Here is a 26,762-nt window from a genome sequence, read left to right on the forward strand (position 1 = left end):
TTTTCTTCTTGCGATTGCCACGCTTCGCTCGCAATGACATTAGAAGAACCAATATGAAAAAAGCACCCGATTATAAAGCAAAACTTAGCGCTATAGTCGGGTGCCTTTTTTTTATGGCGATATTTATCCCGGCTATTACCCACGCACAAACCCGTGGCACCGTTGACGTTGTTAAAGATTCCAGGATAGATACGCTGGCCGCACGCCGATCAACGATAAAAGTAACCGGGACGTCCGCGGCTTCTGCGGTATATTCGACATCGGGAAACGGCTATCGGGTACAGATCTACAATGGATCAAGCAGAAAAGAAGCTTACGACGCACAGGCCCGCTTTGTTAACGATCATCAGGGAACACGTACCTACATCAGTTATGCCGAACCGGATTACAAAATAAGAGTAGGAGATTTCAGAACACGCATTGAAGCTGAGAAACTAGTACAAGAATTAAAAGGTAAATTTACCGGACTTTTTATTATACCGGGAAAGATCAACCCGCCAAAAATAACTACAGGAGATGATTAAGCAGAAGATACAAGAACTTTCTAAAAACCTTTTCGATGAAGTAGTGGCCAACCGTCGCCACATTCACAGCCACCCCGAACTTTCTTTTCACGAGATTGAGACATCAGCCTTTGTTGCCAAAAAACTAGACGAACTGGGTATAGGCTGGGAGCGCATGGCCGACAACGGACTGGTAGCCCTGATAAAAGGAGAGAAGCCTTCTGATAAAGTTGTAGCCCTTCGTGCCGATATGGATGCTTTGCCAATCACTGAAGCTAATGACGTGCCTTACAAATCGCAAAACGTAGGTGTGATGCACGCATGTGGACATGATGTGCACACTTCATCTCTATTGGGTACAGCAAAGATCTTGACTGAATTAAAAAGCGATTTTGGTGGTACCGTTAAATTGATTTTTCAACCTGCCGAAGAAAAACTACCCGGCGGCGCAAGCCTGATGATTGCGGAAGGTGTATTGGAAAACCCTAAACCGGATGCAGTATTGGGCCAGCATGTAATGCCTCTGATTGATGCAGGTAAATTTGGTTTCCGTGCCGGTCAATACATGGCTTCAACTGACGAATTATATGTTACCGTAAAAGGGCAGGGAGGTCACGGTGCACAGCCGCAGCAAAATATCGACCCGGTGATCATCACCGCGCATATATTGGTGGCACTGCAAACCATAGTGAGTCGTTCTGCTCATCCGGCAAACCCCACTGTGTTGTCATTTGGTAAAGTAATAGCTAATGGGGCAACCAATGTTATCCCTAATGAGGTGAAGCTGGAAGGCACTTTCCGTGCAATGAATGAAGAATGGCGCGCCGAGGCTCATATCAAAATGAAAAAGATGGCCGAGGGTATTGCTGAAAGTATGGGAGGCAGTTGCGAGTTCAACATTATGAAGGGCTACCCATTTCTGGTTAACGAGCCAAAACTTACTCATACAACCCGTGCTCACGCCGAAGATTACCTGGGTAAAGAAAATGTAGTCGACCTGGACATTTGGATGGCTGCCGAAGATTTTGCCTATTACTCACAGGTATCTGACGCTTGTTTTTACCGCATGGGTACCCGTAACGAAAGTCGAAATATTACCTCGGCAGTACACACACCAACATTTGATATCGAAGAAACTGCATTAGAGCAAAGTATTGGCTTGATGGCTTACCTGGCTGTTAAACAGTTGGGTAATTAGATAGGTTAGCTAATAGTTATGGTTAATAGATCATAGTTATTAATTCGATTTACAATTTACCATGATCTATGAACCATGATCTTTTAATATGATCAAAAAGAGTTTTATTGCTTTCTGCCTTCTGCTTTGCGCTATCAGCTTAAAAGCACAGCAGCGCCGCTTCAATCCGGACACCATCCTGAATGTAGTGATCGACTCGGCAGTGAATATCCATTCGCACCGTTTAAATGCGCAGGATTTTATTGATGCTGTACTAGCGGATACCGGCTTTTATAAAGCTTTCCGCAATATGAAACGCTATGGTTTCCTGGCTGCTAATGACATTTATACATACGATAAAAAGAACAAGATCGACGGCGAGATCCATCGTCGCGTTAAGCATACTATTGTAAACGGTAAACCTAAAACCGAATATCTTTTTAAAGAGGACAAAGGCAATGTCTACAAACACAATGGTAAATACGAGTTGTATACCGTGGAGATGTTTGATTATATATTTAACAATGCTTATAATTCTAACTTCTCTGCATCCGACCCATTAGCTGGTGCTGGTAAGAACGGATCATATAAAGACAAACTCAAAACGCTCATCTTCACACCGGGCCGTAAGGTTACCGGCATCCCATTCATCAGCGGTAAGACAGAGATTTTTGGCAATGATATGCGCCAGTTTTACTACTACGAATTTGCACGTGGCAAATATCTGGATTCGATACCCGTATATCGCTTTAAAGTTATCAAAAAGCCAAGTGTTGCCGATGGCGATGTCATGATCCGCGAGCTGACTACCATATTCGATATGCGCACCTTTAAGATCTTAGGGCGTTATGTAGATATGAAATACAGCAACTTCTTGTTTGATTTCGACGTGAAGATGAATATCGAATTACTTCCTTTTAACGGCGAACTACTCCCCGGCAAGATCAGCTATCAAGGCACCTGGAATGTGCCTTTCCATAAAGAGGAACGGGCCAGTTTCCTGATTGTTCAGAAAGAATATCATAAATAACAACCGTTGTCATGCTGAACTCGTTTCAGCATCCCACATGCTAAGTCTTCCATTATGATGGGATGCCGAAATAAATTCGGCATGACTGGATAAAATAAGAAAAGCCCGACCATTTTAACGGTCAGGCTCTTCTTATGTCGCGTTAGCGAATCTTTAGTCCTACTTATCGCTTACTTCTTTCAGCATTTCTTTAACGGCAGCTTCCAGTTGCTGGTCCTCGCCGGTAAGTACATTATTGTAATCGTTGTTAATGCGGATATCCGGCTCCAGCTCGTGGTTTTCTGTCGGATGGGTTTCGTTGTTACCCCAGCTTGATATCATCGGGATGCCGAAGATAATTGAGTTATCGATCTGATCTTCCCACCATACCGCCGTGCCCGTACCTGCAACCGGCATGCCAATCAGTTTACCGATGCCCAATTCTTTGTATGCATAAGGGAACATAAAGGCATCAGAATAGTTGCCTTCGCTAATTAGTACACAGCTTGGCTTATCCCATTTATTAGCCGACTCACCCCCTAAGGTTTTGTGACCTTGCGGGCGTAGCTCGAAATAACGTTTACCACTCAGGAAGGTAACCAAATCATCATGTAACCAACCACCACCGTTAAAGCGGGTGTCTACAATCAGTGCTTTTTTGTTGATGTTTTTACCTAATACCTTGTCAAAAGTAACGCGGTAGCTGGCTTCATCCATATCGCGAACGTGAACATAGCCCACTTCGCCATGAGATAAGCTGTCTGTCAGGTGCTCCATCTTACGGGTCCAGCGGTTATACAACAAGTTGTTCTCTGTACCTACACCGATAGGTTTAACCGTTTCGCTATAGGTGGCTTTAGTAGCCGGATCATGAAATGTGATCAGCGTGTATTTATCCGCTTTGTTGTTTAACAGTTTAGCCCAGTCCTCATCATCTGTAATAGCAATGCCATCTATCTTGTCAATAACATAACCGCGTTTTAATTGCGTTTTAGCTATGGCAAACGGGCCGCCGGTAATGATATCTTTTACCACTAAGCCGTCGCCGCCCTTGGCGTAATCATAGATCAGGCCCAAAGCCGCGGTACGCTCGCCGTTCGGGTTTGAAACGCCGGTATAAATACCACCGGTATGCGATACGTTAAGCTCGCCTAATAACTCGCTCAATAACACCTGGAAATCATAACCATTGCTAACGTATGGTAAGAACTTTCTGTAGTTCTCGGTATAATAGGCCCAGTCTGCGCCGTTCAGTTTCGGGTCATACAGCTTTTTAGGGATCTCTTTAGCGGCATGCTCGAAAATGTAAGCTCGCTCTGCTGCGGCATCCAACGTAAAGGTTGAGTTGATAGGCACCGGGGTAACCTTACCGTCATCAACACCAATACGCATAATACCGCCGCCCGATAGCAGGAACAATGTCTTACCATCCTTAGTCATTTCTAATGAACCGCCGCCCGAGTTGATCTCGGCCAGTACACGGGTTTCGCGTGTGCGGGTTGATAGCACCCAAAGGTTATAGCCTTTATCAAAGCGGGCCAGGTAGTAAAGCTTCTCGCCGTCTTTAGATAGTTTCGAGTCGCCGATAAATGTAGAAACAGTCGTTAGGCGGGTAGTACGGTCCTCCAGGTTATCCAGGTTTGGCGCAAATTCAGGGATGGCAGGCGGAGTGATCTTTTTCTTTTCGGCTTTGGCAATGCTATCCGCTTTGGCCGCAGCTTTCTTAATGTCTACCGAGTCACGCTTTTCGATTTCGGTTTTGATACCTAAGTCTTCTTTGCTCAGTTGGAACTTATCCCAGGTAGCCTGGTCAAAGAACATCGCAAAGATATCGCCCTGCGCGCCATGGCTCAGGTTCTTCATGCCTTGCTTGTCGCTGGTCCAGTACATCATTTTGTCGTTCATGCCAAACTGCGGGTTGCCATCGTCAAAACCGCTTTGGGTTAAGTTAACGCGGCCTTTTGAGCCATCAGCTTTAATCAAAACAACCTCGCTGCTGCCTAAAGCGTTAGCCTCTGATGACTGTGCCAGGATATACTTACTATCTGCCGACCATACAAAGTTCTGATCACCATCGGCATACGAATAGTTAACCCCTTCAGGTAGGATATCAACGGTCTTCTTGTTGGCGATATCAAATACCTTAATTACGTTACGTTCCTCAAGGTAAGCTATCTTCTTACCATCAGGAGATGGAATAGCCTGGAACTCGTCTTTATCGGTAGCGATAACCGGCTCAGTAGTTAGCGTAGTGGCAGCATAGAAGTAAGGTTCGCTTTTGTTGGCGATAGATACTTTATAGATATCCCATGACTTTGCGTTCTCAACCGAATAGATAATACTGCGGCCATCAGGCGCAAATTTGATCATGCGCTCCTGGTATGGTGTGTTGGTAATTCTCTTTACAATACCACCTTCGGCAGCCGCAGCGAAGATCTCACCACGATACACAAAAGCAATCTCTTTGCCATCCGGCGATATCGTCATTTCAGAAGCACCGCCTCTAACAGTTAAGTTTTGGGTTTGGTCGCTATTGAAATCGGCGTTGATATCAACAGTAACTTTTTGTGGTTTGCTGCCTTCTTTTAAGGTATAGATCTCGCCGTTTTGAATAAAGGCAAAGGTGCCATTCTCTGCACGTGACAGGCCACGTACCGGGTCTTTTTCGAAGGTGGTTAACTGGGTAACCTTGGCTGCATTAGCTTCTGATGAACGATACAGGTTTTGGTTACCATTACGCTCGCTCAAATAGTAGAACGTTCCGTTATCGCCCCAAACCGGCTCGCGGTCCTCGCCTTTATAATCTGATACTTTGGTGTAAGTATTGCTTTTGGTATTGTAGATCCAGATATCGCGGGTTACGCCTGAGGTATGGTGTTTACGATATGGGTTTTCATAGCCTTTACTATCCTGAAAGATGAACTTATCACCAGCTTTGTTAAAGTGAACAAACTCGGTACCGGCCGAATTCACCATGATGCTGCGGCCACCTTTAGCAGGCACCTTGTACAGTTTCATGAAGTATCCGTCTTCCGGGAACCTCACCGAGCTTGCTACGTCATGACGACGGCTGCCGAAATAAATGGTATTGTCATCGGCCGAGAACTCGTTAGGGATGTCGCGGCTTGAATCGAAGGTAAGGCGTTTAGCCATACCGCCATCAGCAGGCATGGTATAAACATCAAAGCTACCGTAACGGTCAGACGCGAAAGCGATGGTTTTGCCATCATGGCTCCAAACCGGGTATCCGTTATATGAACTATTAATGGTTAGCGGTACGGCGCTACCGCCTGCGGCGGCCACCTTAAAGATATTGCCTTTAAACTCGAATGCTATCCATTTGCCGTCAGGCGAAATAGCGGGTTGCTGCATCCACATAGCGTGGGTTTGTGCAGATAAACGGCACGCAGCTATGCCGATCAGCACCATAATCAGGGAGAATCGTTTCATGATAAGTTAATTTCAAGGCGTAAGATAATGAAAAACAGAATAGCTTACAACTGAGGCAGCTAAGCAGATGTTAGAGTACAACACCGGCGTTTTGTTTCACGTGAGTGTGCAACAAATGAAACAAGTGAAACAGTGGGTTTAATTAAAGTGCTGATGATTAAAATTTTATGAAAAATGAGTGAAACAAAATGAAACAGTAAATTGGACTTTTAAGTCATTTTTTTGTTTCACGGTGAAACAGGGTTAATCAAAACTTCCTGATTCTGTAATGGCAGTTAAAGCTTTGTTTTAGCATTTATATTAAACGGGATTTTATTTTTTTTCGTTTAAAAAGCATTTAAAAAGCGTTTAAAACAGTTTGTTTTTTACCTTTTGTCATTGCGCGGCCGGAACGACGAAGCAATCGCAAGCGTTCAGGAAATCGGTAATACTTCCTTGCGATTGCCACGCTACGCTCGCAATGACAAATTGTTATACCTGCGACAATGACAACACATTCCCATCCACATCTTTAAACCAGGCTACTTTGGTGCCGCCGGGAGAGACCCAGATGCCCAGATCATCCTGTTGCATAAAGTCAAGGTTATACTTTTCGCAGAATATGCCTTTGCCGTTTAGCTCGATAATGTCTTCTTCGATATCCGGTACCTCCCAGCCTAATACAGTAAAATTCTGCGGAGTGAATTCAGGCATTTTGCTTAGTCTTAAAGAAATACCATTGGCATCGAACTCGATGCCATAATCATCTTCAGATAATAAAGTAAAGCCTAAAATATCTCCGTAAAAGGTCTTAGCCGCGTCGGGCTTAGCCGTCGGGATGAGTGTTTTGATGATAGCGTTCTGGAACATGCTCTAATTTAGACAGAACCGTCAGATTTTCAAATAAAAAAAGCGCATGGTGCATGCGCTTTCTAAAAGTTTTGTCATTGCGAGCGTAGCGTGGCAATCGCGAATATTGCATCCTTGCGATTGCTTGTCGTTCCGGCCGCGCAATGACAGTTATGTTATTTCTATTAAAACTCCGCGTTCTTCGGGAACCTGGGGAAAGGAATCACATCCCTGATATTACCCATACCGGTAACAAACAGCACCAAGCGCTCAAAGCCTAACCCAAAGCCGGCGTGCGGACAAGAGCCAAAGCGGCGGGTGTCTAAATACCACCACAATTCGTCTTTTGGTATGCCCAACTCGTCCATGCGTTGCTCCAGCTTGTCCAGGCGCTCCTCGCGTTGCGATCCACCTACGATCTCGCCTATACCCGGGAACAGAATGTCCATAGCAGCTACGGTTTTACCATCCTCATTCTGGCGCATGTAGAACGATTTAATTTCTTTTGGATAATCTGTCAGGATCACCGGTTTTTTGAAATGCTTCTCTACCAGGTAACGCTCATGCTCTGATTGTAGGTCGGTACCCCAGCCTTCAACCGGGTATTGAAACTTCTTCTTTTTATTCGGGGTGGATTCTTTCAGGATTTCGATAGCCTCGGTATAAGTCAGGCGCTCAAAGTTGTTATCTAAACAAAATTGCAGTTTCTCGGTGAGGCTCATTTCTGAGCGCTCGTTCTGCGGTTTTTGCTTTTCTTCTTCCTGCAGGCGTTGCGTTAAAAACTCAATATCGTCTTTGTTTTTCTCCAACGCATAGGCAATTACATATTTTAGTAAAGCCTCGGCGGTGTCCATATTGTCGGTAATGTCGGCAAAGGCCATCTCAGGCTCAATCATCCAGAACTCTGCCAAATGGCGGGTAGTGTTTGAGTTTTCTGCACGGAAAGTAGGACCGAAGGTGTAAATGTCGCTCAGCGCCATTGCACCCAATTCGCCCTCTAACTGGCCGGAAACTGTCAGGTTAGTGCTGCGACCAAAGAAATCCTGTTTATAATCAATCTCGCCGTCATCGCCTTTCGGTACGTTGTTCAGGTCGAAATTGGTAACGTGGAAAGTCTCACCTGCACCTTCGGCATCGCTTGCTGTAATTATTGGGGTATGCAAATAAACGAAGCCGCGTTCGTTAAAAAACTGATGGATAGCAAATGCAAGGCTATGGCGCACTCTAAATATCGCCCCAAACGTACTGGTACGGAAACGCAGGTGGGCGTTCTCGCGCAAAAATTCCAGACTGTGTTTTTTTGGCTGAATAGGATATTTTTCCGGATCGCTGTCGCCCAATATCTCTACGGTTTCGGCAATAACCTCAACGGTTTGGCCCTTGCCTTGCGAAGCAATCAATTTACCAGACACGCTAACGGCAGCACCAACGGTAATGCGTTTTAAAAGCGCAGGGTCGGTATTTTCAAAATCAACCACAATTTGTACGTTATTATTGGTCGAGCCATCATTTAAAGCTATGAAACGGTTTTGGCGGAAGGCGCGAACCCAACCCTTAACGATAACATCAATGTCTGTTGGTGTGCTTTCTAATAATGCTTTGATCTTAATGCGCGTACTCATTGTAGTAAAAAATTTAGAGCCGCTAAATTACAATTATTTGCTTTAATGACGATTTATTGGGTGTCTAAATCGCGGGCTTAACTTCAGCTTGATAAAGTTTGGCTAAAGCCAAATCTGGTTTTTCTATTATCCGTTGGCTAAAGCCAACGGCAATGAATAAATATTGGTGGTGTAAAAAATAATTAAATTCATTGCCGTATCATTTATGGAGAGGAGATTTGGACTTGGTAATTAACCCCTCGGTTTGTTAAAGCAAACGGCGATGAAAAAAGACAATAATTTAAAAGATTATTAAATTCATTGCCGTCCCATTTATGGGACGGAGATTGGTCTGCTAACAGGGGCTTTAGCCAAACTCTTTAACACAACTTCAAATAGCTTATTTTGTCAGACAGATTTCCTTCATCCCAAATAAAAGTAATATTTTCGTTGCCATGAAAGGTTTGGGCAAGCTCATCTGGCGATTTGTAAAATTATTCCTGATACTGTTTATCGGAATCACTGTTTTTTGGGTGATTGTTTACCGCTTTGTAAACCCGCCTATTACCTGGCTCATGATAACCCGCGGCTTTGAACGCAAAGCCGACGGCAAAGATTTTAAGATAGACAAACAATGGCGCGACTTTGATGATATATCCGACGGAATGAAACGCGCCGCTGTTGCAGCCGAAGATCAGAGTTTCCTGGAAAATCACGGCTTTGACTTTCATGCCATTGAAAAGGCTATCGAAAAAAACTCAAAAAGTAATAAGCTGATTGGCGGCAGTACCATATCGCAGCAAACAGCTAAGAACGTTTTTTTGTGGCCGGGCCGTTCGTATGTGCGTAAGGGCTTTGAAGCGTATTTTACTTTATTGATAGAAATTTTCTGGAGTAAGCGCCGTATTATGGAGGTATACCTGAATGTGATAGAAATGGGCGACGGTATTTACGGTGCTAACGCCGCTGCGCAAGCTTATTTCCATAAAGATGCTTTTGATTTAACGCGGTCGCAATCGGCAGCTATCGTTTCTATTTTCCCCAGTCCCTTGAAATGGTCGCCAACTAATCCGAGTGAGTATGTGCAACATCGCCAGTATTTGATCTTGAAAAATATGCGGAGATTGGGGCCGTTGGATTTTTAAGGATGATAACTCCACCACGTCATCGCGAACGAGGTACGAGTGTGGCGATCTCCGGATAAGCGGCAAGAGATTGCGACGCTACGCTCGCAATGACGTGATGGTTAGGGATGCACGCTAGCGATTGTGTATAAGATCCTTCGCTATGCTTAGGATAACAAAGCAAAAATGGGTGTCACCCTGAGCCCGTCGAAGGGTGAGCGTAGGCCTTTACCCTCATGCTTCGAGTGCCTCAGCATGACAGCCCGATTTAATGTCTCAATGACAGCGCAGCTAATGACTAACCAGATCCCTGAACAGTTGTATATGCCAGCTATCCTTAAAGGCAACTTCCCACTTGTTATTTAGCTCGGTAAGGTTTTGTACCAGGTTGTTGTATACCGTAGTGTTTTTGTCAATACTGCCTTCCTTTATTTTTTCTTCAAACTGATGGCGGGGCAGAGAAAGCACTTCGTCAGCATCGCGATAGGCCAGGTTAAAACGATCGAATAGGTTCAGGCCGAACTCTTGCTCTAAACGTTTCATGAAATTTACTGATTTATCAATAGAGCAGCCACTGGCACCTGCCTGGGTTTCGTCAACGATCAGAATAAAGAAGCGATTATAGCGGATTTCGGCTTTGGCTTTTAGCTGATTGTTGTGCGCAGTCCATTCGGCCGTGAACACATTTAGGCGCTGTTGTACCTGCTGTACTACGTCGTCTGCCAGCTTTTTGTCAGACTGGTAGATCCATACTCTCGAATTTTCAGAAAATTGCATGTACAAAACTATCAATTTATTAACTTAGAGCGTACTTTTGTTGTCATGGTAAAATCAGTTCTGCCAAAAAATAAAAAGATTGCGTTTATTTTTTCAATTATAGCTGCCGCTGCGGTAAGCTTATGCTTTGTGGCCGGCATGGCCGACCAGGACTGGCTCAATTGGGGAAATAAATGTTTGAGTGAATCATTCGATCCATCATCAGACATTAAAATAAAAAAATGGGAGTTGGTTTTAACCGACGATTCTTTTATCCGCCTGCGCAAAACCTTTCAGAACGGTAAGCAAGAATACTTTTCGCTTTACCTGCAAAAGATGGATGATATGGAATACCTGGGTAATGTCAACAATGGAACGCTGGAACTCAAAGCCAAATCAGACGATATTATTGTGCAAACCTATAACGACCGCCAAGGCAATGTCGACTCGATGGCCAGTGTGCTGAAAATCCCCGTAAAAAATATGGAGCCTGAACGTTTGGACAGCCTGCAGCACGCACTTATTTACTTTAAATCTAAGGGACTATAAATAAACTGTGATTCTTAAGAGCGCTCAGACACACCCCTGCAGCCGCACTGTTAATCGCGCCCCTCTCAAGAGGGGAACTTTTTAATTTATAAACCATTTGCGCGCACAGTAATCTCAGCAATATCCAGGACTTTTATCTCCTGCTCTTTATCATGATTTTTTACACCATCACTTAACATGGTCATGCAGAACGGGCAGGCAGCAGCTACTATTTGCGCGTTGATAGATATCACCTCGTCAATACGCTCCATGTTGATGTCTTTATTACCCTTCTCAGGCTCTTTAAACATTTGCGCGCCACCGGCGCCACAGCACAGGCCGTTGCTTTTACAGCGTTTCATTTCAACCAGTTCGGTATCTAAGATCTCCAGCGCCCTGCGTGGGGCCTCGTAAATACCATTACCCCGGCCCAAATAGCAAGGGTCATGATAGGTAATGCGTTTGCCATTAAAGCTCTCGCCACCCTCGGCTTTTAGCTTGCCTTCATCAATCAATTGTTGAATGAGTTGCGAATGATGGATCACTTCATAATCACCACCCAAGCCGGGATATTCGTTCTTGATAGTATTAAAGCAATGCGGGCAGCCGGTGACAATCTTTTTAACGTTGTAGGCATTTAGTACCTCAATGTTAGTCATGGCTTGCATCTGGAACAAAAACTCGTTACCTGCACGTTTGGCTGGGTCGCCGGTGCAGCTTTCTTCGGTACCTAACACCGCATAGCTGATACCTACGTGTTGCAAAATCTTACAAATATCGCGCGTGATTTTCTGCGCACGCTCGTCAAAACTTCCGGCGCAGCCAACCCAAAACAGAATTTCGGGTTCTTTGCCTTCGGCAAGCATTTGCGCCATGGTTGGTACTGCTAAACTCATCAGTCTTAATTATTAATGATTAATCCAGGGATGCACTCACATCGGCTATAAACTCGTCGAGACTATCAAATTTAGTAAACTTAATAGCCGACTGGATCTCTTTCAGCCTATTCAAAATATCGAGCGCCAAATCCAAACCGCCGGCTTCTTTACCAAACATCTCTGCATCCCAGTTAATGCCGGCCAAAATATCATCATCGGCCATGCCAATGCACCAGCTTTCTAAAAACTCATTTAACGGAATTTCGGTCGCGGTATAATCGCGCCAGTCATCCTTAGCGCTGGCTTTGGCAAGGGCGCGTTCCGACCAAAACGGAACGATGGTAATATCCTCGTTTACATCAGCATGCGAGTTTGCCCAGCCCTTTTTATTTTGCAGGCCCCATACTAATTTTGAAGCAACAACCTGTTCTACAAACAGCTTATAACTTGATTCAATTGAGGCAATATCTTGTGGCATCTTGTCTTGTTTTATGTTTATTATCTTACTCTTTATCCGCCCAGTTAAAGCGGTCGGCATTGCTGTATTTCCAGGGAGCACCGTTATTCTCGACGTTACCAAACATATTGTTGAGGCTTGACGGCGCCTGCGATTCCTCCATTACCACGTACCTGCGCATTTCGGTAATAATTTCCAGCGGATTGATGTTTACCGGGCAGGCCTCTACGCAGGCATTGCAGCTGGTACAGGCCCAAAGTTCCTCACGGGTAATGTAATTATCCAGCAAAGCTTTACCGTCGTTATAATCCTTCCCATGCTGGTCTATGTTGTTGCCTACCTCGGTTATGCGGTCGCGGGTATCCATCATGATCTTACGGGGAGATAACAACTTACCCGTAATATTTGCCGGGCAAACCGACGTACAGCGGCCGCATTCCGTACAGGTGTAGGCTTCCATCAGGTTCTTCCAGGTCAGGTCGGTTACGTCCTTCGCGCCAAAACGGGCCGGAACATCAGAAGTTTCCGGAACAAATGATGGATCGAGCATAGCCTTAACCTCGGTAGTTACCGACGTCATATTGGTGAACTCTCCCTTTGGCTCCAAATTGGAGTACCACACATTAGGGAAAGCCAGTAAAATATGGAAATGCTTAGAATAGGGCAGGTAATTTAAAAACGCCAGTATACCCACAATATGGAACCACCAGCAAGCGCGCTCGGTAATAGCTAGTGTAATTGGATTGTTGGATAGAATAGACGCAATTAAACTACTCACCGGGAAGCTGCCCGCTTTGATGTAATGGTCAAAATGCAGGGCCTGTAATTTATAGTCGGCAGCATTCATGGTCAGGAAAGCGGCCATGAGGCAAATTTCTATGAGTAGGATATAGTTAGCGTCGCTTTTTGGCCAGGCGGTCATCTCTGTGCCGCTAAAGCGTTTTAAACGGGCTATGTTTCGGCGGGCAAGGAAGGTTACGCAGGCTAGTAATACCAATATCGCCAGTATTTCGAAGCCGCCAATAAGTAATCCGTATAAACTGCCTAATGGTTTTGAAAAAATGCGATGCGAGCCGAAGATGCCGTCAATCATAATCTCCAGCACCTCAAGGTTAATAATGATAAAGCCGACGTAGATAAAGAAATGCATTACGGCAGCCAGCGGCCGTTTGGTCATTTTGGTTTGGCCCAGCGCAACCTTAGCCATAATGGCCCAGCGCTCGGCGCGGCGGTCTGAGCGGTCGACAGCCTTCCCTAACAATATATTACGGCGTATTTTCCCTGCGTTTTTTACAAACAGGTAAATGGCCGCTGCCAATAGGAGAATGAAGATCAGTTGAGAAATCATTATGCGTGCATAGTAATTTGATCAAAGATAGTTTTATCTGTCATCTAACAAAATAATACAATGCAAAACGCGGCTTAAAAGTTTGTTTATGAAATTAAGTATTTGATTTACTGATGACTTAATTAGCCGCCGAAAGAAATTTGAAAAAAAAATATCGATAAATAAAAAAAACGCTACATTTGCAGTCCCGAAACGGGCGATGGTATCATAGCTCAGTCGGTAGAGCAAAGGACTGAAAATCCTTGTGTCGCTGGTTCGATCCCAGCTGATACCACACCATTAAAAACCTCTTAGCATTGCTGGGAGGTTTTTTTGTGCTTTAAAGTGTCTCGAGCTACACCAATCTCTCTATAACCTAAATGAACCCTATTTAGCCTATCTTATGATTGTGCCAGCGGGTTAGGATAATTATCGCTTTGATCTTCAGTAACATCATCCAGGCATTTAAAATCTTTTTCTATCAATAAAAATAATTCGCCATGGTTGCCCCGAAAACCAACACGTCCCGTTGCTTCCCATTCTTTAGCCCATGCGGTTGGCATAAGCAGGGTTATTTTGTTGTTGTTGAATATGGCCTCCAGCATATTGCTCTCACTTTTTTGCAAAGCATATATCAATTGTTGATCACCGAAATTGGTTCTTTCTTCCAGGTAGTCATTCTTTAAAAAATTGTCGACATCAGTTTTTGTCAATCTATATCGTAAGGAATTTCCTTTAATTCTAATTTTCATAAATAAATAGTCGATTTGTTTATTTTTTATAGCTATTTAAAGACATTAACTTTAACGTATTGGTAAAAAAGTTAGTTTGTAGGCCAGGGTGTCGGTATTTTTTTTAGTTAAAATTGATTTTTGTATGAAAAATTGAATTTTAAATGATTTATATCACGGTATATGTGCTTTAAATATCAATATTTATATATTTTATATTGCCAAAATAATTAAATAATTTGATTTTTTGACTTTTTTAGTTATAATTGCTCTTGTAAATGCAATTTAGGTCGCTCTTTATTTGTGTTTGCTGAAATAAAAACGCTTTAACAAATAAAAACGTCATGATAAAACCTACTGTAATAGTGGTTGGTAATGGCATGGTTGGGTATAAGTTTTGTGAAAAACTTATATCCAGATCGCCAGAGTTCAACATCGTCGTGTTTGGCGAAGAGCCGCGTCAGGCTTATGACAGAGTACACCTTAGTGAATATTTTAACGGCAAGTCGGCAGGCGATCTTTCTATGTCTACCCGTGATTGGTATGACGAGCGCGGCATCGCGTTGCACTTAGGAGATCCTATACAAGAAATAGACCGTAGCAATAAAACAGTACATTCTTTGCTGGGGTTAAAAATCAATTATGATTACCTGGTATTGGCTACCGGTTCATCCGCTTTTGTGCCTGATATTCCAGGTGTTGAAAAAGACGGTGTGTTTGTTTATCGGACTATTGAAGATCTCGATTTAATTAAAGCTTACGCAGTTAATGCTAAATGTGGTGCGGTAATGGGGGGCGGCCTGCTCGGGCTGGAGGCGGCAAAAGCATTAATCGATCTGGGTATTGAGGATACCCATGTAATTGAATTCGCTCCGCGATTGATGCCGCGGCAAATTGATTCGGCCGGCAGTGCAATGCTTCAATCCAAATTGAAGACGCTTGGCGTTACAATCCATCTAAATAAAAACACTTCGCACGTAGGCGGCGCAAAGAAAATTGATGCGCTGCATTTTAACGACGATACTTTGTTGCCGGTAGATATGTTGGTTATATCGGCAGGGATACGCCCGCGCGATGAGTTGGCTAAACTGTCGGGATTGCAGGTTGGTAGTCGGGGAGGTATTGTTGTTAACGAAAAAATGCAAACCAGCGATGAAAGCATTTTCGCTATTGGTGAATGCGCTCTTTACGAAGGGATGATATACGGACTGGTTGCGCCAGGTTATGAGATGGCTGAGATAGTTGTTTCTCAACTTACCGGCGGCAGTAAGCTATTTTATAGTTACGACATGAGTACCAAGCTTAAATTGATTGGCGTTGATGTGGCCAGCTTCGGCGATGCCTTTGTGACAGAGCCTGATTGCCGGACGATAGTTTTTGAAGATACGCACAAGGGTATTTATAAACGCATCAATATCAGCACAGATGGTCAATATCTTTTAGGTGGTATTTTGATCGGCGATGCGGATGCTTATAATATGTTGCTGCAAACGGTTAATAATAAATTGGTATTGCCTCCTAATCCGGAAGATCTGATCCTGGGGCTAAGAGGTGGTGCCGAAAGTGAAGGTGCTGGCGTAATGAGTTTGCCCGATGATGCGCTGATCTGCTCATGCGAGGCGGTTGACAAAGCAGCAATCTGTTCGTCTGTAACAGAGTTGGGCGTTACAGATATTGATGGTGTAAAAAAATGCACCAGGGCCGGTACCGGTTGCGGCGGGTGTATCCCTTTGGTGAAGGACCTGATTGCCGGCACGATGAATGCCAACGGCCAATATATTAAAGAGGTTATCTGCGAGCATTTTGACTACTCGCGCCAGGAACTATTCGATCTGATCAAGATCAATGAGGTTAAAAACTATGATCTGGTACTTGATCATTTCGGTAAAGGGGATGGCTGTGAAACGTGTAAGCCCGCGGTGGCCAGCATACTTTCAAGTTTGTGGAATGACGTGATTGTAAAACAGGATACCATACAAGACAGTAATGATCGTTTTTTAGCCAACATTCAAAAAGGCGGGACTTATTCTGTAGTGCCACGCATACCCGGAGGTGAAATTACTCCGGATAAACTCATTGTAATTGGGCAGGTGGCTAAGCGCTACGGATTGTATACTAAAATTACGGGTGGCCAGCGCATTGATATGTTCGGCGCGCACTTAAATGACTTGCCGGCAATTTGGGAAGAGTTGATTGAAGCAGGCTTTGAAAGTGGTCATGCTTATGGCAAAGCTTTGCGTACCGTGAAAAGCTGCGTAGGTAGCACCTGGTGCAGATTTGGATTACATGATAGCGTTACTTTTGCTATCGAAATTGAAGATCGATACAAAGGTATCCGCGCGCCTCATAAATTAAAGGGTGGCGTTAGTGGTTGTATAAGAGAATGCGCCGAGGCTAAATCAAAGGATTTTGGTGTAATCGCTACCGAAAAGGGCTGGAATCTATACGTTTGCGGGAACGGTGGCTCAAAACCTCAGCACGCCCAATTATTTGCAAGCGATATAGATAAGGATACCCTGGTAAGGTATCTCGACAGGTTTCTAATGTTCTATATAAAAACAGCCGAGCCTCTATCGCGTACAGCTACCTGGCTTAACAAAATGGATGGCGGTATGGCTTATCTCAAAAATGTGGTGATCAACGATAGTTTGGGTATATGTGGTCAATTGGAAGAAGAAATGCAGGCCCTGGTAAATACTTATCACTGCGAATGGAAAGAAGTTATTGAAGATCCTGCACTTCGCAAGCGTTTTAGCCATTTCGTAAATGCGCCCCAAGAGAAAGATCCAACAGTAACGTTCGAGCCAATGCGCGAACAGGTAAAAGCAAAATGGTAGTAATTAAGTAAAAGATACTAAATGGAAACACTAATAGATAACTGGGTGCTGGCATGTTACACAACCGATATCCCCGAAAACGGCGGTGCTTGCGTAAAGTTAGCCGACGAACAAATAGCAGTTTTTAATTTTACGCGTCGTGGCGAATGGTTTGCAACGCAGAATCTTTGCCCTCACAGGCAACAAATGGTTTTATCAAGAGGAATGATCGGCAGTACAGGAGAAAATTGTGAGCCCAAAGTTGCTTGCCCGTTTCATAAAAACACATTTTCGTTGCTAAGTGGCCGGTGTTTAACTAACGAAGAATTGTCAATTAAAACTTATGAGGTAAGGGTAGAGGATAATAAAGTTTTTATTTGTCTTTAGGCCGCTTCTTCAGTAAGCTTGTTTAATTTATCGTGGTTAATTATCGAAATGCTTTTGCCGGAAAGTTTGAGCAGTTTTTCTTGCACCATTTCATTGATCACCCTAAAAACGGTCTCGTAAGTGGCGCCTGAAAAAGATGCCAGATCTTGCCGGCTTAATTCGATATTAATAAAGCCGTCGGTGGTTAAACCAAATTGGTTTTTCAGACTAATTAAAGCATCTGCTACACGCCCTTTAACTGGCATATGTGCCACATTGCGGGTTTTCTGTTCAGACACCCGCAGGTCGTGAATTAAAAACATGAGTAAATTATAATTGAAATCAGCGTTCACCTTTAAAGTTGTCTCGAAAAAATCAGTGTCTACAAAACTTATTATGCCTGCTTGTACTGCAGTAGCTGATATGGTGTAAATGCCGTCGCCGCCTAATGCCCGGTGGCCAAATATCATCCCCTCGCTAGCGAATCTTAAAATCAATTCTTTTTCGGCTCCCCATCGTTTATGAACCTTTACTATTCCGCTATTTACAAAGAAAATGCCCTTAACTGCATCGCCTTCTTTAAAGATTGACTCGCCTTTTTTGACTTTGTAGTTCTTTTTATGCGCTAAAATTGTCGGAATCCATTCTTTCAGGCAGTTTTTGCATAAAAAACAGGTATCTGTGTCCTCAATTATTGAAACTTTCTTCATTTTGCTTGACTTAATTTACTATTAATGTAATTATAGTTATTTTTTTAACGATTTATATCATATTTTTCTATTGTATTTTGACTTTTATATAGATTTTAAATTGTTTAATCGATAATAAGCAGGCATAAATTGATTTTATTGTAAGTTTTTTATTTTAATTTTTTGTTAAAATCATATTTATATGCTTTTGTGTAATTGCTCTATTGGTTTTTTATTAAAAAAAACGATAATTGATTAGATAAATCATAAAAGTCATCAAATTATTAGACAATAATTCAATTTTTACATTGTATTGAATATATTTACAATATAAAAAGGTCGCAAATTTTAAAAAATCAACTATGACAAGAAACAGACAGGTATAAAATGAAAAAAACCTTGCCGGGAGGTCGCATTTCCAGACAAGGCAGATAGTTTTAATCGCTTTAACAAAAAAAACCAACCCAAATGTACAAAAAGGAATTAAATCCGCGCATAATTGCGGCAATTCTATTGTGTACGTCGTGTTTTGCTGTGAAAAATGCAAATGCACAACTTTCTTTAACGGGGCAAATACGTACCCGTGGAGAGTTACGCGACGGATACGGCACATTAGAGCCTAAAGATGCAAAAGCCGCTGCCCAGATAGCGCAGCGAACGCGGCTCATATTTAACTACAAATCGAGCCGGCTTATTTTTCAAACTTCAATTCAGGACGTAAGATTGTGGGGGCAAGACGCCTCAACAATTACCCCGGCCGACGGCTCAAAATTAGCTGTCCACGAAGCCTGGGCCGAAATTATCCTATCTAACAAAAAAGACACCTCATTTAAAATATCGCCCGTTGATTATTTTGCTATTAAAGTAGGCCGGCAGGAACTTGTATATGATGATGAGCGATTATTTGGCGCGTCTGACTGGCTTACCCAGGCCCGCCGGCATGACGCTATAGTTTTCAAGCTGATGCAGCAAGGCTGGCAGATTGATCTCGGTGGCGCATTTAACCAAAATACCGATGCTATTAATTATAACGGCACCTTTTACACGCCGGCCAATGTGCCCGCTACAGTTAAAGATAGTAAAGGCAACCTCATGAATACGCCAACCGGCTTTATCCCCTTGATTAATGCCGCGGGGATAAGCGCTAAAAATGGCTCGCCCGCATTTTTAAATCCGCCCGGAACTAATGCGCTCATAGCCGATTATAAATCACTACAATATTTATACGCGGCTAAAAAATTTGGTAGTACTAAAGTATCCGGTTTGTTTGTAACCGACGAATTTGGCAAATACATTCTTGACTCGGTTAAAAATACAGCAGGTACGGATGTTGGCTATTTATATGGCCGCCGTTATAATCAGCCTGGCATAAATACGCGAATAACTACCGGCTTGCTGGTAAATCCGGCCTTTGGCGATAAGAATCAATGGGCGGGCACCGCCGGTTATTATTACCAGGGCGGACATGATAAAGATGGTTTAAAACTAAGCGCTTATACTTACACGCTGAGTTTAACTTATAAAGACATTAATTGGGGATATACCGGCGGCCTTGATGTACTATCAGGCAACGATGCTACCTCTACTTCGGCAGTCAACCATCGATTTGACCCGCTATATGGCACACCACATAAATTCTGGGGATCTATGGACTATTTCTATGCCGCCAGCGGATCGCCAACCGGCGGATTGACCGACCCATACCTGAAACTGAAATATATATCCACTAATACGCGGTTCAGTACCGAGCTGGCCGGGCATTATTTTATGTTAGCCGATAACCAAAAAAACACGACGGGCGCTGTAATAGACAAACATCTGGGTACCGAGCTTGATTTGACAACCGCTTATAAGCTCAATAAATTTACCTCGGTTGATGTAGGAATATCTTACATGGCAGCTACACGCAGTATGGAATACGCTAAAGGTATTACGCCTAATACGTCGGCACTAAATCCTGTATGGGCGTATTTACAGCTAAATATCAAACCCGATTTTTTAAACAAGTAAACTCCGGTAGTCATGAAAAATCAACTTCAAAAACTCAACATATTTTCTTTAAAAGGCGTGCAGATGCGCACTTTTCATATCACCTGGTTAATGTTCTTTGTGTGTTTCTTCGGCTGGTTTGGCCTGGCTCCTTTAATGCCTACCATCCGTGCCGAACTACACTTAACCAAAGCACAGGTGGGTAATACAATTATAGCTTCAGTAACAGCCACCATTATTGCCCGCCTCTTAATAGGTAAGCTTTGCGATAACTGGGGTCCGCGTAAAACGGCCATCCGTTTATTGCTTATTGGTTCGATACCGGTTTTTTTGGTTGGCCTGGCGCATGATTATACCAGCTTTATATTATTCCGTTTGGCAATCGGTGTTATTGGTGCCTCATTTGTAATCACACAGTTTCATACATCGATGATGTTTGCGCCTAATATAAAAGGCACGGCAAATGCAGTTACAGGTGGCTGGGGTAACCTGGGAGGGGGCGTAACCAATATGGTAATGCCGTTGATCTTTGCTGCTATTGTAGGTTTTGGCTATACCAAGGCCGAAGCCTGGCGCTATGCCATGATTGTACCGGGGGTAATGATGCTGGTCATCGCTTTCCTTTATTTTAAGTACACCAAGGATACGCCGGAAGGTAATTACGACGAAATAGGGTACACCAAAGCCAACGCAACTAAAACAGATTGGTCCATACTGGCCGACTGGCGTATCTGGGCATTAACCATGGCCTATGCCATGTGTTTTGGCATGGAGCTAACCTTTGATAATGTGGCCTCTTTGCACTTTGTAGATAATTTCCATCTAAGCCAAAGCCAGGCTGGTTTTTGGGCAGGGATATTTGGGTTCATGAACCTATTTGCCCGGGCTTTAGGCGGTATAGCTTCAGACAAAGTTGGCAAAAAATTCGGTATGCGTGGTAAAGGTTTATTGCTTGCCGGTGTGTTGTTATTGGAAGGCTGCGGTCTGATATTGTTTGCGCAAGCGGGGTCGTTAATGATGGCCATTGTTTGTATGCTCACTTTCGCTTTATTCCTGAAAATGTCAAACGGGGCTACCTATGGTATCGTACCGTTTGTTAACGCAAAAAATGTTGGTTTAGTAAGCGGAATTGTTGGCGCCGGCGGCAACCTGGGTGGTATGTTGTTTGGCTTTCTATTTAAGTCATCTACAATTACTTATGTACAGGCGTTTACCTATATCGGCTACACGGTCATTATTGTCTCTATTATAGTGTTTATCACCCGTTTCCAAAAGCAATCTGTGGCTGATGAAGCTATGGACCGTAAGTTAGCAGGCGTAGTATAATCGCTTACAAAAAAATAAAATGGCAAATTCAAGGCACGCCAACACTCAACTAAGTACTACTTGCTGTTATTGCGGAGTTGGATGTGGCGTGCTTTTAAATAAAGAGAAAAACGGCTCTATTAGCCTGGAGGGCAATAAAGACCACCCGGTAAATAAAGGCGCGCTATGCAGCAAGGGCCTGAATCTGCATCATACAATAAATGACAAGTCAGACAGGCTATTGTATCCGCAAATGCGGTATAATAAAAATATGCCCATGCAACGGGTGAGCTGGGATGGCGCACTTGATCGTACTGCTGCAGTATTTAAAACTTTTATCGATAAATATGGGCCGGATTCGGTAGCCTTTTATGCTTCGGGCCAATGCCTTACCGAGGAATATTACGTAGTCAATAAACTCATTAAAGGCTTTATTGGCAGCAATAACATTGATACCAATTCGCGGTTGTGTATGAGCAGTGCGGTAGCGGCTTACAAAATGGCTTTGGGCGAAGATTCTGTCCCGCTTTGCTATGACGATATTGAATTGGCTGACTTATTTTATGTCACCGGAGCTAACCCCGCCTGGTGCCATCCTATTTTATGGCGAAGGGTAGAGGCACATAAAGCCGCCAATCCAAATGTTAAGATCATTGTCGTAGACCCGCGGGCTACCGATACCGTAAGCGTAGCCGATCTGCACCTGCAATTGAATCCCGGTACGGATATAACCCTTAACCATGCTATTGGCAGGGTGCTGATAGAAAACGGCGATATCGATATCGATTTTATAACCAATCACGCCGAAGGTTTTGAAGCCTACAGCAAAGTGGTATTCGAAAAAACTATTACCGAAGCCGCGCAGGTTTGCGGCGTCGACGAGGCTGATATCCGCCTGGCGGCAAAATACATAGGTGAAGCAAAAGGCTTTATTTCTATGTGGACAATGGGACTTAATCAGAGTGCTATTGGCGTAAATAAAAATCTGAGCCTCATTAATTTGAATTTAATTACCGGGCATATTGGTAAGCCAGGGTCGGGGCCGCTATCGCTCACCGGGCAACCCAACGCAATGGGCGGCCGCGAGGTGGGCGGATTAGCTAACCTACTGCCCGCGCACCGCGATCTGAGTAACCCCACGCATCGCGAAGAAGTACAGAAGTTTTGGGGAGGCACTATAATCAGCCCTAAGCCGGGCCTATCCGCCACTGAAATGTTTAAGGCGCTGGATGACGGAAAGTTAAAAGCCATTTGGATTATGTGTACCAACCCACTTACCAGTATGCCTAATGTACGTTTGGTAGAGGAGGCTCTGAAGAAAGCCAAGTTTGTAGTAGTGCAGGAAATTACCAATAAATCTGAATGCCTGAAATATGCCGATGTGATTTTCCCCGCCGCTGCCTGGGCGGAAAAAGAAGGCACCATGACTAACTCCGAGCGACGCATCAGTTATTTGAATAAAGTATTGGATGCGCCTGGCGAGGCTTTGCCAGATGCGGAGATTATTTGCCGTTTCGCCCGTAAGATGGGCTACAAGGGATTTGATTTTAAAGATAATGCTGCGATATATGCCGAGCATGCCAGGCTTACCGCCAAAACTAATATTGACATCAGCGGCTTGAGTTACGAGATTTTGAAGGAACGGAAAACGGTGCAATGGCCCTATAAAAAGAAAAGCCCGCCTAACGGTACGCCACGCTTATTTATTGACCGGAAATTTTACACGGCATCGCAAAAAGCTATTATTCATCCGGTACCTGATACCCTGACCAGTGAGCAGCCAGATATAGACTATCCGTTTATTCTAACCACGGGCCGTATCCGCGATCAATGGCATACTATGAGTAAAACAGGTAAGGTGAATAAGCTTAACCAGCATTATACACAGGCTTTTGTAGAGATCCATCCCGCGGATGCGGAGAAATTAAAAATTAACGAAGGCGATGTTACCGTGATTACATCTAAACGCGGTTCAGTACAGGTGAAAGCTAAAATATCGGCACAAATAAAAAGAGGCGTGATCTTTCTGCCGATGCACTGGGGAAAGATCTTAGGTAATGACCTGAATAGGGCCAATAATGTAACCAGCGATATGGTGGACCCTATTTCAAAAGAGCCTGATTTTAAATATTGCGCGGTTAATGTGGCCAAATTTAAAAAGCCTTTTCAACGTATTGTGGTGATAGGGGCAGGTGCCGGCGCGTACGGGTTTGTTAAATCTTATCGCGAGTTAAATCAGGACGATGAAATCACCATTTTCAGTAAAGAAAATTACCCTTTTTATAACCGGGTTATGCTGCCCGATTATATAAGCGGCGAGCAGCAGTGGGAGCAATTGGTGAAGATGACAGACGAAGAAGAACCCGAATACAAAATAAAAATGCTGCGCGGCGTGAGTGTTGAATTGATTGATCGCGCTAATCAATATGTAAAAGACTCAAGGGGAGTGAAAACGCCTTACGATGTTTTGTTGATTGCTACGGGCAGCAGGGCGGCGGTTCCCAAACACGTGCCCTCGCTACCGGGCATTTTTACCATGCGTAACCGTAATGATGCCGATAGCTTTAAAAAGCATATTCCACATGATGGCCATGTAGTGATAGTGGGCGGTGGCTTATTGGGTTTGGAAATGGCTGCCTCGTTACGCGAGATTGGTAAACAGGTTACTATCATCCAACGAACTTCCAGGTTTTTAAATAGACAACTGGATGCTCTGGGTAGCCAGTTGTTGCATGAGGAAATGGAGGATCAAGGTTGCGACATTTATTACGACGACGAGATCCAACTATTTTATGGGCGTTCAAAACTGACGGGCATCGGCCTTAAAAGTGGGCGCAAGATCAATTGCGACGCTATGATCCTGGCCATTGGTACCACGCCAAATTATGAACTGGCGAAAGAATGTGGATTGGAATGTCGTCGCGGCGTTATAGTGAATGAACGGCTGCAAACCAGCGACTCCAACATTTACGCCATTGGCGAAATAGCCGAGTTTAACGGCACCTTATACGGCATAACTGCCGCTGCCGAACAACAGGCTCATGTAGTAGCTACCTATATGAACGGCGATATAGCCAGCTATTATAAAGGTAGCCTGTTTATGAATATCATTAAGATTCATGGGTTTGATTTATGCAGTATTGGTTTATCTGAATGCCCCGACGACGATAATTACGAGGAAGTTGTTTTTACCGATAAAGCCAAGCGCTATTATAAAAAATGCATTATCACGCAAGACCGGCTGGTAGGCGCCATACTGATTGGCGATAAAAGTGAGTTCCTGGAATTTCGCGATCTGATAGCTAACCAAACAGAACTGAGCGAGAAGCGCCTGCAATTGCTTCGTAGCGGTAACAAGGCCGATCCGGTCCTGGGTAAATTAGTATGCAGTTGTAATAACGTGGGCAGCGAAAATATTCGTCAAAAAATTACGGAAGGGTGCGATAATTTGAGCGACCTGTGTGCAAAGAGTGGTGCGGGCATGGGTTGCGGGTCATGCCGACCGGAAGTTAAGCGCATTTTAGAAGAAACATTAGTCAGTTTATCCGGAGCAAGAAGCACATGAAGCATCTCATTAAAATTAACCTGCCGGGTGGTTTCATATCAGCCGGCGATCTTTACGAAATACTATTGATAGCAGAGAGTGCCGGTGCTTCCTGTATTCGTTTTGGTAATAGGCAGCAATTGTATTTTGAAATATCAGCCGATAGTTTGGAAGATCTGGAGCTGGATATGCTTAAATCGGAAATCACTTATGAGATTGACACCGACGAGTATGCTAACATTATAAGCTCGTACGTAGCCGATTCTATATTTACCCACTACGAAAGCTGGTTACGTGAAGGTGTATACAAAGATATATTTGATGCCTTTGATCATCAGCCTATATTGAAAGTAAATTTGGTAGACAGCAACCAAACGCTTGTTTCTTTTTTTAGCGGCAATATTAATTTTATCGCTTCGGGTACTAATAATTATTGGTTTACCTACGTTCGTTTCCCTAAAACTAATCAATTATACTGCCTGCCCAGGTTGGTTTACTCGGAAGATATACCCGCGCTGGCCAAGGCGATAGAAAAAGTTATTCTGCACCAAAAAGAATTATTTTACGGGCTGCCCGATATTGACGAAGCGTTGTTTTACCAGACACTTGTCGATAGTATAGATTTGGCTTTCCGGCCAATTATGGAGTCGCTTAAACTACCAGATTTTTATTTGCCGTACTACGAAGGCTTTAATAAATATGGTAATAAATATTGGCTGGGCATTTACCGGCGTAATGAATTGTTCCCTTTGGATTTTTTGAAGGACGCCTGTTTGCTTTGTTTAAAATCGCGTATTGGCCAGGTTTACATCACACCCTGGAAATCCATCATCATTAAAGGTATTGAACAGGTTGATCGTAATCAATGGGGACTGATTTTGAGCAAGCATCAACTTAATATTCGGCATGCTGCCAATGAATTGAACTGGCAGATAGAAGATACTTGTCAGGAAGGGCTGGAATTAAAGCAACAACTGGTGCGTCAGTTTGAAGACGCAGACTTGCGTACTTATCAGCTTTGCTTCGCCATTAAAACACAATCTAAAACCGGATTGCAGGGTTCTATTGTCATCAGAAAAAACAAATCAGGAAAGTACGACATATTGCATATGCGGGATTTTAATCCAAATTCAAAAGAAGAGTTAATATATGCTCAAGATGTGCGACCTTATTTGCTAAGTAAAAAGTTGATTAACCTGTGCAATGATTTTTATAAACAGCAGGCAGATCCGCAATTGTGGCCAGCCTCGGTTTTATCAGACGAAGCAAGTTTAACACCGCATGAAATGGCCGTCTATCAATGTAATAGCTGTCTTACACGTTACGACAAGCGGTATGGTGACCCTATTAATAATATTGAGAAAGGTGTGGATTTTGAGTTACTTGAAGATTACGAATGTCCGGTATGCGGGGGATCTAAAAACGAATTTCAAGTGATATATACAGATCAGTGAAGGTTTTAATCAATTTTCATTGATGGGTGCCTGTCTTAACAAATATCTGTACTCTAATTTGCACCGTGCTTTAAAATAAAAAGTCTAAACATTTGTTTTTTAACGATTAAGAGTTTTTTGTTGTGGAAGCGAGACGATTGAAATTGAACTTAGTCCCAATAGGAAAATCGAAATTGAGGGCTTCATTTTAGGATTAACTAATATTTTAGATGTGTTGTTATTTTAAGTAC

General features: G+C 43.4%; 20 protein-coding genes and 1 tRNA gene. 12 read left to right on the forward strand and 9 right to left on the reverse strand.

Translation table 11 applies throughout. The features are described 5' to 3' along the window. Positions 1 to 53 precede the first annotated feature (53 nt). The 3 genes from HB679_RS07825 (at position 54) to HB679_RS07835 (ending at position 2,710) form a co-directional block, all read left to right on the forward strand. The gene (locus HB679_RS07825; protein WP_214071408.1) at positions 54 to 524 is read left to right on the forward strand and encodes an SPOR domain-containing protein; all 471 of its coding nucleotides are present in this window, start codon (positions 54 to 56) and stop codon (positions 522 to 524) included. Beyond that, positions 517 to 1,701 (forward strand): amidohydrolase, encoded by a 1,185-nt coding sequence (locus HB679_RS07830; RefSeq protein ID WP_214071409.1) that lies wholly within the window; start codon positions 517 to 519, stop codon positions 1,699 to 1,701. Before HB679_RS07825 ends, HB679_RS07830 begins: the two co-directional genes overlap by 8 nt. Positions 1,702 to 1,789: 88 nt before the next feature. After that, positions 1,790 to 2,710 (forward strand): hypothetical protein, encoded by a 921-nt coding sequence (locus tag HB679_RS07835; protein ID WP_214071410.1) that lies wholly within the window; start codon positions 1,790 to 1,792, stop codon positions 2,708 to 2,710. Between the two features lie 159 nt (positions 2,711 to 2,869). Here HB679_RS07835 and HB679_RS07840 read toward each other — a convergent pair whose 3' ends face one another. The 3 genes from HB679_RS07840 to asnS all read right to left on the reverse strand — a co-directional run bounded on the left by HB679_RS07840 (position 2,870) and on the right by asnS (position 8,589). After that, positions 2,870 to 6,139 carry a S41 family peptidase gene (locus HB679_RS07840; protein WP_214071411.1) on the reverse strand — a complete coding sequence of 1,090 codons (3,270 nt, stop codon included), beginning with the start codon at positions 6,137 to 6,139 and terminating at the stop codon, positions 2,870 to 2,872. 471 nt (positions 6,140 to 6,610) lie between these two features. Further along, on the reverse strand, positions 6,611 to 6,988 hold the full coding sequence (locus HB679_RS07845; RefSeq protein ID WP_214071412.1) for a VOC family protein: 378 nt from the start codon (positions 6,986 to 6,988) through the stop codon (positions 6,611 to 6,613). Between the two features lie 164 nt (positions 6,989 to 7,152). After that, a complete protein-coding gene (gene asnS, locus HB679_RS07850; RefSeq protein WP_214071413.1) occupies positions 7,153 to 8,589 on the reverse strand; it encodes an asparagine--tRNA ligase in 1,437 nt (478 codons plus the stop codon). Positions 8,590 to 9,023: 434 nt separating this feature from the next. On the opposite strand from asnS, the gene mtgA reads away from it, so the two are divergent. After that, a complete protein-coding gene (gene mtgA / locus HB679_RS07855) occupies positions 9,024 to 9,713 on the forward strand; it encodes a monofunctional biosynthetic peptidoglycan transglycosylase (protein ID WP_214071414.1) in 690 nt (229 codons plus the stop codon). Between the two features lie 270 nt (positions 9,714 to 9,983). On the opposite strand, the gene HB679_RS07860 is transcribed toward mtgA, so the two are convergent. Beyond that, entirely contained in the window at positions 9,984 to 10,469 is a 486-nt protein-coding gene (locus HB679_RS07860) for an ABC transporter ATPase (RefSeq protein ID WP_214071415.1), read from the reverse strand. A 45-nt stretch (positions 10,470 to 10,514) separates the two neighbouring features. On the opposite strand from HB679_RS07860, the gene HB679_RS07865 reads away from it, so the two are divergent. Next, the gene (locus HB679_RS07865) at positions 10,515 to 10,997 is read left to right on the forward strand and encodes a hypothetical protein (protein WP_214071416.1); all 483 of its coding nucleotides are present in this window, start codon (positions 10,515 to 10,517) and stop codon (positions 10,995 to 10,997) included. A gap of 86 nt (positions 10,998 to 11,083) precedes the next feature. Here HB679_RS07865 and HB679_RS07870 read toward each other — a convergent pair whose 3' ends face one another. The 3 genes from HB679_RS07870 to HB679_RS07880 are packed head-to-tail and all read right to left on the reverse strand — an operon-like array spanning position 11,084 to position 13,659. Then, positions 11,084 to 11,872, reverse strand: coding sequence for a (Fe-S)-binding protein (locus tag HB679_RS07870; protein ID WP_214071417.1), 789 nt, complete (start codon positions 11,870 to 11,872; stop codon positions 11,084 to 11,086). 19 nt (positions 11,873 to 11,891) lie between these two features. After that, on the reverse strand, positions 11,892 to 12,332 hold the full coding sequence (locus HB679_RS07875; RefSeq protein ID WP_214071418.1) for a DUF2750 domain-containing protein: 441 nt from the start codon (positions 12,330 to 12,332) through the stop codon (positions 11,892 to 11,894). A gap of 25 nt (positions 12,333 to 12,357) precedes the next feature. After that, the gene (locus HB679_RS07880; RefSeq protein ID WP_214071419.1) at positions 12,358 to 13,659 is read right to left on the reverse strand and encodes a (Fe-S)-binding protein; all 1,302 of its coding nucleotides are present in this window, start codon (positions 13,657 to 13,659) and stop codon (positions 12,358 to 12,360) included. 201 nt (positions 13,660 to 13,860) lie between these two features. Here HB679_RS07880 and HB679_RS07885 point away from each other — a divergent pair. Next, positions 13,861 to 13,933, forward strand: a tRNA-Phe gene (locus tag HB679_RS07885). Positions 13,934 to 14,039: 106 nt separating this feature from the next. On the opposite strand, the gene HB679_RS07890 is transcribed toward HB679_RS07885, so the two are convergent. Beyond that, the gene (locus HB679_RS07890) at positions 14,040 to 14,390 is read right to left on the reverse strand and encodes a hypothetical protein (RefSeq protein WP_214071420.1); all 351 of its coding nucleotides are present in this window, start codon (positions 14,388 to 14,390) and stop codon (positions 14,040 to 14,042) included. A 323-nt stretch (positions 14,391 to 14,713) separates the two neighbouring features. Between HB679_RS07890 and nirB the strand changes: the two genes are divergently transcribed. Together nirB and nirD are read left to right on the forward strand one after the other, a co-directional pair. Continuing rightward, positions 14,714 to 17,206 (forward strand): nitrite reductase large subunit NirB, encoded by a 2,493-nt coding sequence (nirB, locus tag HB679_RS07895; RefSeq protein WP_214071421.1) that lies wholly within the window; start codon positions 14,714 to 14,716, stop codon positions 17,204 to 17,206. A gap of 21 nt (positions 17,207 to 17,227) precedes the next feature. Then, entirely contained in the window at positions 17,228 to 17,572 is a 345-nt protein-coding gene (nirD, locus tag HB679_RS07900; RefSeq protein ID WP_214071422.1) for a nitrite reductase small subunit NirD, read from the forward strand. On the opposite strand, the gene HB679_RS07905 is transcribed toward nirD, so the two are convergent. Further along, a complete protein-coding gene (locus HB679_RS07905) occupies positions 17,569 to 18,261 on the reverse strand; it encodes a Crp/Fnr family transcriptional regulator (RefSeq protein WP_214071423.1) in 693 nt (230 codons plus the stop codon). The genes nirD and HB679_RS07905 overlap by 4 nt on opposite strands. 447 nt (positions 18,262 to 18,708) lie before the next feature. Between HB679_RS07905 and HB679_RS07910 the strand changes: the two genes are divergently transcribed. The 4 genes from HB679_RS07910 to HB679_RS07925 are packed head-to-tail and all read left to right on the forward strand — an operon-like array spanning position 18,709 to position 26,532. Next, positions 18,709 to 20,250, forward strand: a complete 1,542-nt coding sequence (locus HB679_RS07910; protein ID WP_214071424.1) for an alginate export family protein — start codon at positions 18,709 to 18,711, stop codon at positions 20,248 to 20,250. A 12-nt stretch (positions 20,251 to 20,262) separates the two neighbouring features. Continuing rightward, positions 20,263 to 21,555 carry a NarK family nitrate/nitrite MFS transporter gene (locus tag HB679_RS07915; RefSeq protein ID WP_214071425.1) on the forward strand — a complete coding sequence of 431 codons (1,293 nt, stop codon included), beginning with the start codon at positions 20,263 to 20,265 and terminating at the stop codon, positions 21,553 to 21,555. A gap of 19 nt (positions 21,556 to 21,574) precedes the next feature. Then, positions 21,575 to 25,099, forward strand: coding sequence for a nitrate reductase (locus HB679_RS07920; protein WP_214071426.1), 3,525 nt, complete (start codon positions 21,575 to 21,577; stop codon positions 25,097 to 25,099). Beyond that, positions 25,096 to 26,532, forward strand: coding sequence for a rubredoxin (locus HB679_RS07925; RefSeq protein ID WP_255547560.1), 1,437 nt, complete (start codon positions 25,096 to 25,098; stop codon positions 26,530 to 26,532). Before HB679_RS07920 ends, HB679_RS07925 begins: the two co-directional genes overlap by 4 nt. Positions 26,533 to 26,762 lie beyond the last annotated feature (230 nt).

This window comes from Mucilaginibacter sp. dw_454 (assembly GCF_018449775.1).
Lineage (GTDB): Bacteria > Bacteroidota > Bacteroidia > Sphingobacteriales > Sphingobacteriaceae > Mucilaginibacter.